Annotated in this window: 11 protein-coding genes; 7 read left to right on the top strand and 4 right to left on the bottom strand. The window is 64.9% G+C overall.

Annotated elements, in window-relative coordinates; all coding sequences use genetic code 11:
* Window positions 1-134: 134 nt before the first annotated feature.
* Entirely contained in the window at window positions 135-491 is a 357-nt protein-coding gene (locus CO731_RS04810) for a DUF423 domain-containing protein (protein ID WP_108606183.1), read from the top strand.
* Between the two features lie 4 nt (window positions 492-495).
* Here CO731_RS04810 and CO731_RS04805 read toward each other — a convergent pair whose 3' ends face one another.
* Window positions 496-1,908 (bottom strand): XRE family transcriptional regulator, encoded by a 1,413-nt coding sequence (locus tag CO731_RS04805; RefSeq protein WP_108606182.1) that lies wholly within the window; start codon window positions 1,906-1,908, stop codon window positions 496-498.
* Between the two features lie 165 nt (window positions 1,909-2,073).
* Between CO731_RS04805 and CO731_RS04800 the strand changes: the two genes are divergently transcribed.
* The 5 genes from CO731_RS04800 to scpA are packed head-to-tail and all read left to right on the top strand — an operon-like array spanning window position 2,074 to window position 8,804.
* Window positions 2,074-2,655 carry a biotin transporter BioY gene (locus CO731_RS04800; RefSeq protein ID WP_108606181.1) on the top strand — a complete coding sequence of 194 codons (582 nt, stop codon included), beginning with the start codon at window positions 2,074-2,076 and terminating at the stop codon, window positions 2,653-2,655.
* The gene (locus CO731_RS04795) at window positions 2,655-4,187 is read left to right on the top strand and encodes an acyl-CoA carboxylase subunit beta (RefSeq protein WP_108606180.1); all 1,533 of its coding nucleotides are present in this window, start codon (window positions 2,655-2,657) and stop codon (window positions 4,185-4,187) included. The genes CO731_RS04800 and CO731_RS04795 overlap by 1 nt, the downstream gene beginning before the upstream one ends.
* Before the next feature lie 11 nt (window positions 4,188-4,198).
* Window positions 4,199-6,202 (top strand): acetyl/propionyl/methylcrotonyl-CoA carboxylase subunit alpha, encoded by a 2,004-nt coding sequence (locus CO731_RS04790; RefSeq protein ID WP_108606179.1) that lies wholly within the window; start codon window positions 4,199-4,201, stop codon window positions 6,200-6,202.
* Window positions 6,199-6,666, top strand: a complete 468-nt coding sequence (locus tag CO731_RS04785) for a hypothetical protein (protein ID WP_108606178.1) — start codon at window positions 6,199-6,201, stop codon at window positions 6,664-6,666. The genes CO731_RS04790 and CO731_RS04785 overlap by 4 nt, the downstream gene beginning before the upstream one ends.
* Window positions 6,663-8,804, top strand: coding sequence for a methylmalonyl-CoA mutase (gene scpA / locus CO731_RS04780; protein WP_108606177.1), 2,142 nt, complete (start codon window positions 6,663-6,665; stop codon window positions 8,802-8,804). Before CO731_RS04785 ends, scpA begins: the two co-directional genes overlap by 4 nt.
* A 58-nt stretch (window positions 8,805-8,862) precedes the next feature.
* Here scpA and CO731_RS04775 read toward each other — a convergent pair whose 3' ends face one another.
* Window positions 8,863-10,194, bottom strand: coding sequence for a UDP-glucose/GDP-mannose dehydrogenase family protein (locus CO731_RS04775; protein ID WP_108679416.1), 1,332 nt, complete (start codon window positions 10,192-10,194; stop codon window positions 8,863-8,865).
* An 80-nt stretch (window positions 10,195-10,274) separates the two neighbouring features.
* A complete protein-coding gene (hemN, locus tag CO731_RS04770; protein ID WP_108609624.1) occupies window positions 10,275-11,624 on the bottom strand; it encodes an oxygen-independent coproporphyrinogen III oxidase in 1,350 nt (449 codons plus the stop codon).
* Window positions 11,625-11,773: 149 nt separating this feature from the next.
* Here hemN and CO731_RS04765 point away from each other — a divergent pair, with 149 nt between their 5' ends.
* A complete protein-coding gene (locus tag CO731_RS04765; RefSeq protein ID WP_108606175.1) occupies window positions 11,774-12,499 on the top strand; it encodes a Crp/Fnr family transcriptional regulator in 726 nt (241 codons plus the stop codon).
* A gap of 9 nt (window positions 12,500-12,508) precedes the next feature.
* Here the strand turns inward: CO731_RS04765 and CO731_RS04760 are convergent, their stop codons facing one another.
* Window positions 12,509-13,078 (bottom strand): hemerythrin domain-containing protein, encoded by a 570-nt coding sequence (locus tag CO731_RS04760; RefSeq protein ID WP_245439623.1) that lies wholly within the window; start codon window positions 13,076-13,078, stop codon window positions 12,509-12,511.
* Window positions 13,079-13,132: the final 54 nt, after the last annotated feature.

Here is a 13,132-nt window from a genome sequence, read left to right as displayed (position 1 = left end):
AAACGGCCAATCATGCCCGCCTGTTCAAGGTCCACAGGAAAGCGGCCATCCTGCGGCAATCGGCGCAAAGTCGGCGGAACATTTCATGCCGCGCATCTGTATGATCGCCCTCCGTGAATCGAGGAGCGGAAAGCATGAAATTCGATCGGGTCCTGTTTACCGCCGGCGCTGTTTTCGGCGCAGCGGGCGTGGCACTTTCGGCAGCGGCGAGCCATAGCGGCAGCACCAACGTCGCGACAGCGGCCAATTTCCTGCTTTTCCATGCGCCGGCGCTGATCGCGCTGTCCCTGGTGGCAGCCCAGAGCCGCATCCTGCACATCGGGACGGCCATCCTGCTGCTGGCCGTGCTGGTGTTCTCAGGCGATCTGCTGGCGCGCGATTATCTCGGCCAGCGGCTGTTTCCCTTCGCCGCCCCCATGGGCGGAACCGGCATGATGTTGGGTTGGCTGACGCTCGCCGCTGGTGCTCTGTTCGCCCCAAGGAACAACTAGAGCTCTAGCCGATCCTGTAGGGAAGGGGATGCCTGACATCCCGGTCGATCACCAGCTTGCGCTTGAGCGGCGGCACAGCGCGCTGCTGGCAGTTGGTGCGCTCGCAGATGCGGCATGAGATGCCGATCGGATCGAAGGCCGTCTTGCTGCCCAACTCCAGCCCGTCGGCATAGACGAAATCCTGGGCATAGGTGACCTCGCAGCCGAGCGCGATGGCATAGCGCCGGTGCGGCGCGTTGAAGCCGCCGCCGCCCTTGGAGATCTCCGTGGCGATGCAGAGATAGCGCGCGCCGTCTGGCGTCTCGGCCAGCTGGCGGATGATCCGGCCCGGAGTCTCGAAGGCCTGGTGAACATTCCACAGCGGACACGCCGCGCCGAAGCGGGCGAACTGCAGCTTGGCGGCGCTGTGGCGCTTGGTGATGTTGCCGGCGCGGTCGATGCGGGCAAAGAAGATCGGTACGCCCTTGTGGCCCGGCCGCTGCAGCGTGCTGAGCCGATGCGCCACCTGCTCGATCGAGGCACCGAAATGCGCCGCCATCAGTTCGAGATCGTGGCGCAATTCTCCGGCCGCGCGCATGAAGGCCTGGTAGGGGAGGGTCAGCGCGCCGGCGAAATAGTTGCGCAGCCCCATCTTGCAGATTTCCAGCGCCTCGGCGGTGCGGAAATCGGCGGTGCGGGCGATCTGCGCCACCTCGGCCTCCATCTCCATCTCGGCGATCTGGAAGGCGATCTGGAAACTACGGGTGGCGAGCGGCGAGTATGGGTTGAGGAACAACACGCCCGACTTGGCATCGAAGCGCCGCAGCGCATCGTCATTGGCCTCGGCACGGGCAATCCGCACGCCGTGCCGGCTGTCCAGATGTGCTGCGAGCGCCGCATAGCTGTCGCGCTCGCCGATGCCGAGCTCGCCGGCCAGCCGCTCGGCCGCCACGTCGAGGCTATGGATGTAGTTGTCGACGAAGTGGAAGAAGTCGCGCACTTCCTCGTAAGGCGTCGGCTCGGTCAGGCCGACGCTCTTGCCCAGCGTGTCGTCGAGGCTCGCCAGCTGTTCCGAAGTGCGGCGATAGGCCTGGTGCGCCGAGATCAGCGCACGGGCAAAACCCGGCGCGTTCTGCGTCACCAGCTTCAGTTCCTGCAGGTTCGGCGCATAGTTCTCGAACAGCGGATCGCTCAGCGCCTCGGTCAGCGCCGACAACAGCCGGTCGCTGTCGCCTTGCGAAATCTCGGTGATGTCGATCTGGAACTTTTCGGCGAGCGCCAGCAGCACCGAGGCCGAAACCGGGCGCTGGTTGTTCTCGATCTGGTTGAGATAGCTGGTCGAGATGCCGATGCGCTCGGCGAAGCTCGCCTGCGTCGCCTTGTTGGCGTCGCGCAGCTCGCGCACCTTGCGGCCGATGTAGAGTTTGCGTGACGCCATGTTTGCAATTTCGCAATTTACAGTTCTCATATTTGTATATTACGCTTTCGCACACTTTCAACTGTTTTCCTGCGCGCGCCACAGGGCTATTGCGCCAACTTCGCTGCTTGCCGCTGACGCGGCGAGAGGCCATTGTTTTCAAACTCGTAGCGCGGGAGAAAGCTCATGACGCTCTACCAAGCCGTCGCCGACAGGCAGACCAGCCGGCTCACCACAATGGACGTCGTTGCCGTCGTCGCGGGTTCGCTGCTCTTGACGTTGTCCGCAAAGGTGCAGGTGCCGTTCTATCCCGTGCCAATGACCATGCAGACGCTGGTCGTCATCGGCCTGGGCCTGGCCCTCGGCCCGGTGCGTGGCGCCGCGGCCGTGGCGCTTTATCTCGCGCAAGGCGCGCTTGGCCTGCCGGTCTTCGCCGGCACGCCGGAAAAGGGCATCGGCCTCGCCTACATGATGGGCCCGACCGGCGGCTATCTCCTTGGCTACCTGCCTGCCGCCTTGCTCGCCGGCTGGCTGGCCGAGCGCGGCTGGGACCGTAACGTCTTTACCGCCATGCTTGCGGCACTGCTCGCCGGAGCCATCATCTACGTGCCGGGCCTGCTCTGGCTCGGCGGCGTCATCGGCTGGGACAAGCCGGTTCTGGCTTTCGGTCTCTATCCCTTCATCCCGGGCGACATCGCCAAGGCCGTGCTTGCGGCCATCGCTTTCCCCGCCGCCTGGAAATGGCTTTCCGCAAAGGGCATGAACTGATGCGCGCCGTACTCGAACAACTGGAAGCCCGCCGCGCCGAAGCCCGCCTCGGCGGTGGCCAGAAGCGCATCGACGCCCAGCATGGCAAGGGCAAGCTGACGGCGCGCGAGCGCATCGACGTCCTGCTTGACGAAGGCTCCTTCGAAGAGTTCGACATGTATGTCACCCACCGCACCACCGAGTTCGGCATGGCCGAGCAGAAGGTGGCGGGCGACGGCGTCGTCACCGGCTGGGGCACCATCAACGGCCGCCTAGTCTATGTCTTTTCGCAGGACTTCACCGTGCTCGGCGGCTCGCTGTCGGAGACGCACGCCCAGAAGATCTGCAAGATCATGGACATGGCGATGCGCAACGGCGCGCCTGTCATTGGCTTGAACGACTCGGGCGGCGCCCGCATTCAGGAAGGCGTTGCCTCGCTCGCCGGCTATGCCGACGTCTTCAAGCGCAATGTCGACGCTTCGGGCGTGGTGCCGCAGATCTCGGTGATCATGGGCCCATGCGCCGGTGGTGCTGTCTATTCGCCTGCCATGACCGACTTCATCTTCATGGTGCGCGACTCATCCTACATGTTCGTAACCGGTCCCGACGTGGTGAAGACCGTCACCAACGAGATCGTCACCGCCGAAGAACTCGGCGGCGCCCGCACCCACACGTCGAAGTCTTCGGTCGCCGACGGTGCCTATGAAAACGACATCGAGGCGCTCGAGCAGGTTCGCCTGCTGTTCGACTTCCTGCCGCTCAACAATCGCGAGAAGCCCCCGGTCCGGCCGTTCCACGACGACCCGGCGCGACTGGAGAAGCGTCTCGACACGCTGATCCCCGACAGCGCGGCCAAGCCCTACGACATGAAGGAGCTGATCCTCGCCATCGCCGACGAGAGCGATTTCTTCGAGATCCAGGAAGCCTTCGCCAGGAACATCATCACCGGCTTCATGCGCATCGAGGGCCAGTCTGTCGGCGTCGTCGCCAACCAGCCGATGGTGCTGGCCGGCTGCCTCGACATCGACTCGTCGCGCAAGGCAGCACGCTTCGTGCGCTTCTGCGACGCGTTCTCGATCCCGATCCTGACTTTGGTCGACGTGCCGGGCTTCCTGCCGGGCACGGCCCAGGAATATGGCGGCGTCATCAAGCACGGCGCCAAGCTGTTGTTCGCCTATTCGCAGGCGACCGTTCCGATGGTGACGCTGATCACGCGCAAGGCCTATGGCGGCGCTTATGACGTCATGGCGTCCAAGCATATCGGCGCCGACATCAACTATGCCTGGCCGACCGCCGAGATCGCGGTGATGGGTGCCAAGGGCGCGACCGAGATCCTTTACCGCTCGGAACTCGGCGCCGCGGAGAAGATTGCCGCCCGCACCAGGGAATATGAAGAACGCTTCGCCAATCCCTTCGTCGCCGCCGAGCGCGGCTTCATCGACGAAGTGATCATGCCGCATTCGTCGCGCCGCCGCATCGCCCGCGCCTTCGCCGCCCTGCGCGGCAAGAAGGCCGAGGCGCCGTGGAAGAAGCACGACACGATACCGCTGTGAGCAGGACAAGAATGTTCAAGAAAATCCTCATCGCCAATCGTGGCGAGATCGCCTGCCGGGTCATCAAGACGGCCCAGAAACTCGGTATCGCAACGGTCGCCGTCCATTCCGACGCCGACCGCGAAGCATTGCACGTGAAGATGGCCGACGAGGCCGTCCATATCGGGCCAGCGCCGTCGAACCAGTCCTACATCGTCATTCAAAAGATCATCGACGCCGTGCGCCAGACCGGCGCCGATGCCGTGCATCCGGGCTACGGCTTCCTGTCGGAGAACTCGAACTTCGCCGAGGCGCTGAAGGCCGAAGGCGTTGCTTTCATAGGGCCGCCGCCAGTGGCCATCGAGGCGATGGGCGACAAGATCACCTCGAAGAAGATCGCCGCCTCCGCCGGCGTTTCGACCGTGCCGGGCCATATGGGCCTGATCGAGGACGCCAGCGAGGCGGTGAAGATCGCCAACCAGATCGGCTATCCCGTGATGATCAAGGCCTCCGCCGGCGGCGGCGGCAAGGGCATGCGCATTGCCTGGAACGACGCCGAGGCACGCGAGGGCTTCCAGTCGTCGAAGAACGAGGCCAAGTCGTCCTTCGGCGACGACCGCATCTTCATCGAGAAGTTCGTCACCCAGCCGCGCCACATCGAGATCCAGGTGCTGGGCGACCAGCACGGCAACCTGCTTTATCTCGGCGAGCGCGAATGCTCGATCCAGCGCCGCAACCAGAAGGTCATCGAAGAGGCGCCGTCGCCCTTCCTCGACGCCGCCACCCGCAAGGCGATGGGCGAACAGGCCGTGGCACTGGGCAAGGCGGTCGGCTACTTCTCCGCCGGCACGGTCGAGTTCATCGTCGATGGTAACAGGAACTTCTATTTCCTCGAGATGAACACCCGCCTGCAGGTCGAGCATCCGGTGACCGAGCTGATCACCGGCATCGATCTCGTCGAGGAGATGATCCGCGTCGCTGCGGGCGAAAAGCTGCGCTTCGCCCAGGATGAGGTGAAGCTCAACGGCTGGGCCATCGAGAGCCGGCTTTATGCCGAAGATCCCTACCGCAACTTCCTGCCGTCGATCGGCCGCCTGACTCGCTACCGCCCGCCTGTCGAGGGCAAACGCGACGACGGTACGGTCGTCCGCAACGACACCGGCGTCTTCGAGGGCGGCGAGATCTCGATGTATTACGACCCGATGATCGCCAAGCTCTGCACCTGGGCGCCCGACCGCCTGACGGCTGTCGAGGCGATGGGCCGCGCGCTCGACGACTTCGAGGTCGAGGGCATTGGCCACAATTTGCCGTTCCTGTCGGCGGTCATGGACCATCAGCGCTTCCGCGATGGCCGGCTGACCACCGCCTACATTGCCGAGGAATTTCCCGACGGCTTTACCGGCGTGGCCCCGACCGAGGCGGACGCCCACAAGCTCGCCGCGGTCGCAGCGCTGATCAACCAGTTCACCCAGCGCCGCGGCGCCCAGATTTCGGGCTCGCTCGCCAACCACCAGCGCCCGGTCGGCACCGACTGGGTGGTGACGCTCGGCGACTTCACGCTGCCGCTGCAGGTCAAGGACGGCGCCGACGGCACGATGGTCGCGTTCGACGACGGCACGGCCCTTGCGGTTTCGAGCGACTGGATGCCCGGGCACTTGCACGCCAATTTCGCGGTCGGCGGAACGTCCATCGGCGTCAAGGTCTCGCGCTCGGGCACCGGCTGGCGCCTGCGCTGGCGCGGCATGGACGTGGTGACGCATGTGCGCAGCCCGCGTGTCGCCGAACTGGCCAGGCTGATGCCGGTCAAGCTGCCGCCCGACACCTCGAAGATGCTGCTCTGCCCGATGCCCGGCGTGGTGACGTCGATCCTGGTCAAGGCGGGCGACGAAGTCGAAGCCGGCCAGTCGCTGGCGACCGTCGAAGCGATGAAGATGGAGAACGTGCTGCGCGCCGAGCGCAAGGGCACGGTCAAGCACGTGGCGGCAACCGCAGGCGAAAGCCTCGCCGTCGACGAGCTGATCATGGAGTTCGAGTGACAAGGCTCAGGATCCGGGAAGAAGCGAAGATCGCCGCCTGCCTTTTGGGCGGCCTCCTCGGCGTAGTCCTGGTTCAGATGGCCTACGGTGCCTGGGGCTACACGCCGCCCGGCCTCCTCTCGCTGCTCATCGGTCTGTCAACTGCTAGCCGCGGGCCATATCACATCCACCTTTTCAATGCGATGGTGTGGGGTGTCTGGGGGGCTGCCGGATTCGCCATTGTCACGAAGCTAACCTATGGCTTCGTGAACCTCCGGAGGATCGCTCTGCTCTACCTCGCCGGCGAAGCGCTGATTGCAGCAGGCGGATGGCTGGCCGCGACGGGAACCATCTCGCTCGCAGCACTCACCAACACAATTCTCCTGATCTATATGCTGGCTGGTCTTCTCGTTGTGCGTGACTGGGCCGCTGGCCCGCGCAACAGGATGGCGCTCGCCGGGTTGCCGAATGGAAGCAGCAAATGACCGACAAACCAACAATCGATTCCTGGAAGAAGCTCGCAGAACGCGAGATCAAGGCTTCGCCTGACACGCTGACCTGGAACACGCCCGAGGGCATCGACGTGAAGCCGCTCTACACGGCCGACGATCTCGAAGGCATCGGCCATCTCGGAACGCTGCCGGGCTTCGAGCCGTTCCTGCGCGGCCCGCGCGCCAGCATGTATGCCGGCCGCCCCTGGACCATCCGGCAATATGCCGGCTTTTCGACGGCGGAGGCGTCCAACAACTTCTACCGCAAGGCGCTCGCCGCCGGCCAGCAGGGCGTGTCGGTCGCCTTCGATCTCGCCACCCATCGCGGCTATGACTCGGACCATCCGCGCGTCGAGGGCGATGTCGGCAAGGCCGGCGTGGCGATCGACTCTGTCGAGGACATGAAGATCCTGTTCGACGGCATCCCGCTCGAAAAGGTCTCGGTGTCGATGACGATGAATGGCGCGGTGATCCCGATCCTCGCCAACTTCATCGTTGCCGGCGAGGAACAGGGCGTGTCGCGCGACAAGCTGTCGGGGACCATCCAGAACGACATCCTGAAGGAGTTCATGGTCCGCAACACCTACATCTACCCGCCCGAGCCCTCGATGCGCATCGTTGCCGACATCATCGAGTATACGGCGAAGGAGATGCCGAAGTTCAACTCTATCTCGATCTCCGGCTACCACATGCAGGAGGCCGGCTCGACGCTGGTGCAGGAACTCGCCTTCACGCTGGCCGACGGACGTGAATATGTCCGCGCAGCGCTGAACAAGGGCCTGAATGTCGACGACTTCGCCGGCCGGCTGTCGTTCTTCTTCGCCATCGGCATGAACTTCTTCATGGAGGCGGCCAAGCTGCGCGCCGCGCGCCTGCTCTGGTCGCGCATCATGACCGAGTTCGAGCCGAAAAAGACCTCGTCGCTGATGCTGCGCACCCACTGCCAGACCTCCGGCGTGTCGTTGCAGGAGCAGGACCCCTACAACAACGTCGTCCGCACCGCCTTCGAGGCGATGTCGGCGGCGTTGGGCGGGACGCAGTCGCTGCACACCAACTCCTTCGACGAGGCGATCGCCCTGCCAACCGAGTTTTCAGCCCGCATCGCCCGCAACACCCAGCTGATCCTCCAGCACGAGACCGGCGTCACCAAGGTCGTCGACCCCCTCGCCGGCTCCTATTATGTCGAGGCGCTGACCAACGACCTCGCCGAAAAGGCCTGGGCGCTGATCGAGGAGGTCGAGGCGATGGGCGGCATGACCAAGGCGGTCGCCACAGGCCTGCCCAAGCGCCTGATCGAGGAAGCCGCGACGCGCAAGCAGGCGGCCATCGACCGCGGCGACGAGGTCATCGTCGGTGTCAACAAATACCGCCTCGAGCAGGAAGACCATCTCGACATTCTCGAGATCGACAACTCCGCCGTCCGCGTGTCGCAGATCGCTCGCATCGAGCGCACACGGCGCCAGCGCGATCCCAAGCGTGTCGAGGAAACGCTTGCCGCGCTTGAGAAGGTCGCCCGGTCAGGCGAAGGCAACATCCTCACTGCTGCCGTCGAGGCGTCGCGCGCGCGCGCCACGGTCGGCGAGATCTCGGACGCGCTGCGCCGCGCCTTCGGCGACCATGCGGCCGTCCCGGAAGTGGTCGAAAACGTCTACGGCAAGGCCTATGACGATGAGCCGGAATTCCAGACGCTGCTGTCGCGCATCAAACAGTTTGCCGGCTCACTAGGCGAGAAACCGCGCATCATGGTTGCCAAGCTCGGCCAGGACGGCCACGACCGCGGCGCCAAGGTGATCGCGTCCGCCTTCGGCGACATCGGTTTCGAGGTCATTGCCGGGCCGCTGTTCCAGACCCCTGGCGAGGCTGCCGATACGGCGATTGCGTCCCGGGTCCACGTCGTCGGCATGTCGTCGCTGGCCGCCGGCCACAAGACGCTCGCACCGCAATTGGTCGACGCGCTCAAGGCCAAGGGTGCGGAAAACATCATCGTCGTGGTCGGCGGCGTCATCCCGCGCCAGGACTACCAGTACCTGCTCGACCACGGTGTATCAGCCGTCTTCGGCCCAGGCACCAACGTGCTCGATGCGGCGCGTGCCGTGCTCGACCTGATGGAAGGCAAGCGCCGCAACCAGTGAGCGCTGCGCAGGACAAATGAAAAAGGCCCGCTCGCGCGGGCCTTTTCCGTTGGTAATGCTAGGCTGCCTTCCGCCCGATTGAGACGTACTGGAGGCCGTGGCGGGCGACGACCGCGGGGTCGTAAAGATTGCGGCCGTCGAAGATGACGGGCGTCGACAGCGCCTGCCTGATCGTCTCGAAGGACGGCGCCCGGAAGTTCTTCCACTCGGTGGCGATCAGCAGTGCGTCTGCCCCGCGCAGCGCCGCCTCCTTGGTGCCGCAGAGCAGGAGGTCGTCGCGCTGGCCGTAGATCTGCTGCGCCTCGTTCATCGCCTCGGGATCGTAGGCCTGGACCCTGGCGCCCGCGGCCCACAGCGCCTCCATCAGGACCCGCGCCGGGGCCTCGCGCATGTCGTCGGTGTTGGGCTTGAACGCCAGCCCCCACAGCGCAAACGTCTTGCCCGCGAGATCGCCGTTGAAGTGACCCTTGAGCTTGTCGAACAGCACCGCCTTCTGGGCGTTGTTGCGCTCTTCGACCGACTTCAGCAGCACCGGCTCGAAGCCGACATCGTCGGCGGTGCGGATCAGCGCGCGCACGTCCTTGGGAAAACACGAGCCGCCATAGCCCAGGCCGGGATAGATGAAGTGGTAGCCGATGCGCGGGTCCGAGCCGATGCCCTTGCGCACCTCCTCGATGTCGGCGCCGAGCAGCTCGGCCAGGTTGGCCATCTCGTTCATGAAGCTGATCTTGGTCGCCAGCATGCAGTTGGCGGCATATTTGGTGAACTCGGCCGAGCGCACGTCCATCACGATCATCTTCTCGTGGTTGCGGTTGAACGGCGCATAGAGCTCGCGCATCACCGCCTCGGCGGCCTCGCTTTCGGTGCCGACGATGATGCGGTCGGGCTTCATGCAGTCGGCGACCGCCGAACCCTCCTTGAGGAACTCCGGATTGGAGACCACATCGAAGGCAAGCTCCTCGCGGCCGCGCGTCTTCAGCGCCGAAGCGATCGCCGCTCGTACCTTGTCGGCGGTGCCGACCGGCACGGTCGACTTGCCGACGACGATCTTGGGTTCGACCATCTCGCGGCCGATCGTCTCGGCCACGGCCAGGACATATTTGAGATCGGCCGAGCCGTCCTCGCCCGGCGGCGTGCCGACCGCAATCATCTGGATCTCGCCGTGACGCACGGCCAGCACCGCATCCGTGGTGAAGACGATGCGGCCCGCCGCATGGTTGTCGCGCACCAGGGCCTCCAGCCCCGGCTCGAAGATCGGCACGAACCCCTGGTTCAGCCGCTCGACCTTGGCCGCATCGACGTCGACGCAGACGACGTCATGCCCGACCTCGGCCAGCACCGCCGCCTGCACAAGACCGACATAGCCGATTCCAAATACCGTGAGCTTCATACGGTCCGTTCCTGTTCGCCGCCCGCTTTGAACGGCGTAGATACAGGAATTCGGCGTGGCGCACCAATACCACTTTGCGATCAGACGGCGACGGAATGGCGCGCCGTTCCCCGGCCGAGATAGGCGTCGAAATGGGCGGAGATCGAGCGGACGAAGGGCTTGCCGCGTTCGGTGACGACAAATCGGTTGCCGGCACGGGCAAAGATGCCGTTTCGGTCGTTGACGACCAGCAATTCGGCCTCGGCGATCACCGCACGGGCCGGCTCGCCAAAGCGTGAAAGCAGTTCGCAGCGGGAGACGGAAAAGTCGCACATCAGCCGCTCTATGACCCAGGCGCGCATGCGGTCGGCATCGGACAGCGCCACCCCGCGCACGGTGGCCAGGCCGCCGGCCAGCACGCGGCGCTCGTATTCGCCGGTCGCCGGCATGTTCTGGACATAGCCCTGCGGCAACAGCCCGATGGACGAGGCACCAAGCCCGAGAAGCGCGTCGGCCTGGTCGGTGGTGTAGCCCTGGAAGTTCCGCCGCAGCGTGCCCGAGCGCGTGGCAACCGCAAGGCTGTCTTCGGGCAGGGCGAAATGGTCCATGCCGACGGGCTCATAGCCGGCCGCGAGGATCAGGCGGCTCGCCGCCTCGGCCTGCTCCAGCCGTGCGGCCGCGTCGGGCAGCAGCGCCTCGTCGATCATGGTCTGGTGTTTCTTCATCCAAGGCACATGGGCATAGCCGAACAGGGCGATGCGGTCCGGCCTGAGCGACAGCACCTTTTCGGTGGTCGCTTCGATCGAAGCCAGCGTCTGGTGCGGCAGCCCGTAGAGCATATCGAGATTGACCGAATGTACGCCGCGGGCCCTGACGGCATCGACGACCCATTTTGTCTGTTCGAACGTCTGCTCGCGGTTGATCGCCTGCTGCACGCGCTCGTCGAAATCCTGGACGCCGAGGCTGGCGCGCGTCATGCCGATGGCGGCCAGCGCGTCGAACCGCGCCTCGTCCATGTCGTTGGGGTCCATCTCGACGCTGATCTCGGCGTCGGGCGCAAAGGCGAAGCTGTCGCGCAGCCTGCCGCCCAGGGCCAGGATGTCGTCGGCCTGGAGCAAGGTCGGCGAGCCGCCGCCGAAATGCAGCGCCGTCACGCGCAGCCTGTTGCCGGCGAGAGCGGCGATGCTGTCGATCTCGGCGTCGAGCGCCTTGAGGTAGCGCGCGACCGGATCATATTGTCGCGTCTGCTTGGTATGGCAGGCGCAGAACCAGCACAGCCGGTCGCAATAGGGGATGTGGACATAGAGCGACGCTGACGCGCCCTTCGGCAGCGCCCGCAGCCAGTCGCTATAGGTCGAGGTCGACACATCGGCGCCGAAATGCGGGGCGGTGGGATAACTTGTATACCGCGGCACCGGGCTTGCGTATTTTTCAACGAGGCTTCTGTCCATGGTCATCTCCGTCAATGGCCCAGCATCGGACGGACGCAGCGGCAACACCTTGACCTGGATCAAGAAAGCCAGGGCGGGAGACACAATGACACGGTTCCTTTTACCCCCCGCGATCCCTAGATTGAGCAAATCAGACGCCGGACGATGCGATGACCATCCGCCAGGACATTCACAATTCTGAGATACCCGCGCTGTGCCGCTCCTGTGAGGCACGGCATCGCGGCGTCTGCGGTGCGCTGACCACCGATCAGTTGGTCGAGCTCAGCCGCCACACGACCAAGCGCAAGGTCGATCCGGGCACGGTGCTGGTGTCGGACGCCGACACCATCGACAGCTATGCCAATGTGCTCGCCGGCGTGGTGAAGCTGACCAAGACCCTGCCCGACGGCCGCCAGCAGATCGTCGGCCTGCAGTTCGCACCCGATTTCCTTGGCCGTCCGTTCAAGCACGAGAGCTCGATCACCGCCGAGGCGGCGACCCCGGTACGCGTCTGCGCCTTCCCCAAGAAGTCACTCGACCGGATGATCGAACAGGCGCCTGAACTCAGTCACCGGCTGCACCTTCAGGCCCTCAACGAACTCGACGAAGCCCGGGACTGGATGCTGATGCTTGGGCGCAAGACCGCCTCCGAGCGGGTCGCATCCTTCCTGCATCTCATTGCCCGCCACAGCGATCCCGAAGCAGAAATCAGCGGAGAGATCAGCTTCGACCTGCCGCTAACCCGTGCTGACATCGCCGACTTCCTGGGCCTGACCATCGAGACCGTCAGCCGGCAGCTGACCAAGCTGCGCAAGGACGGCCTGATCGCCGTCGAAAACAACCGCCACATCACCGTCTTCGACGTCGCCAGGCTGGAACGTCGCGCCAACGTCTGATCGCTCGGCTCAGTCGCCGGACGACAGCACCGGGAGCACATGGTCACGCTCGAAGGCGATGTGCCTTCGCAATGCCCCGAAGAACCCGCGCAGCATGAAGCCCAGCGTCTCCGGGTTTTCCGCCCGGCCGCCGCGTGCCGTCGCACGCAGGGCATCGCGCAGCTCGGCGGCATAGCCTTCATCCTCGAAATGCTCGTTCTTGAGCCGCTCGACCGTCTCGCGTGCCTCGCCACTATGCGCCAGGCGCGCGGCGAACTGCGAATGGAGCCGCTGCTCCTCGAAGCGATGGACCTTGACCATCGCGGGCCCGAGGGCTCTTGCCGCGAGCACGCAACTGCGTCGGTCGATCTCGTTGGGCAGGGAATCGGCGATTTCCTCCAGCCTGTCGCACAGCGCAAGCATTTCCGCGTGCGCGCGCTGTATGGCCGCGATCGCGTCAAGTAGAGCGGCATCCTCCGATCCGGCCTTCATTTCCGAGCGCGCATTCATCTTGTTTGAAAGTTCCTCATTGGCCCAAGGCTGGTCTGCCCGGCGGCGCTTGACCTTGATCCAGATCAAGGCAGGGTGGGCAATTGTCATGGATGTGTGCCGTCTGGTGCCGACGCGAGCTTTCGGCGCCCAGCTACCGTCGGG

Origin of the sequence: Aminobacter sp. MSH1, from assembly GCF_003071665.1 — a bacterium.
Classification (GTDB): domain Bacteria; phylum Pseudomonadota; class Alphaproteobacteria; order Rhizobiales; family Rhizobiaceae; genus Aminobacter; species Aminobacter niigataensis.
This window is presented reverse-complemented; position numbering and strand designations above follow the sequence as displayed.

Bases quoted from the DNA above. Each gene is read 5' to 3' on its own strand.
- CO731_RS04760 (WP_245439623.1), bottom strand. From the start codon at position 13,078: ATGACAATTGCCCACCCTGCCTTGATCTGGATCAAGGTCAAGCGCCGC.
- CO731_RS04790 (WP_108606179.1), top strand. From the start codon at position 4,199: ATGTTCAAGAAAATCCTCATCGCCAATCGTGGCGAGATCGCCTGCCGG.
- CO731_RS04800 (WP_108606181.1), top strand. From the start codon at position 2,074: ATGACGCTCTACCAAGCCGTCGCCGACAGGCAGACCAGCCGGCTCACC.
- CO731_RS04795 (WP_108606180.1), top strand. From the start codon at position 2,655: ATGCGCGCCGTACTCGAACAACTGGAAGCCCGCCGCGCCGAAGCCCGC.
- CO731_RS04805 (WP_108606182.1), bottom strand. From the start codon at position 1,908: ATGGCGTCACGCAAACTCTACATCGGCCGCAAGGTGCGCGAGCTGCGC.
- CO731_RS04765 (WP_108606175.1), top strand. From the start codon at position 11,774: ATGACCATCCGCCAGGACATTCACAATTCTGAGATACCCGCGCTGTGC.
- scpA (WP_108606177.1), top strand. From the start codon at position 6,663: ATGACCGACAAACCAACAATCGATTCCTGGAAGAAGCTCGCAGAACGC.
- CO731_RS04810 (WP_108606183.1), top strand. From the start codon at position 135: ATGAAATTCGATCGGGTCCTGTTTACCGCCGGCGCTGTTTTCGGCGCA.
- CO731_RS04775 (WP_108679416.1), bottom strand. From the start codon at position 10,194: ATGAAGCTCACGGTATTTGGAATCGGCTATGTCGGTCTTGTGCAGGCG.
- hemN (WP_108609624.1), bottom strand. From the start codon at position 11,624: ATGGACAGAAGCCTCGTTGAAAAATACGCAAGCCCGGTGCCGCGGTAT.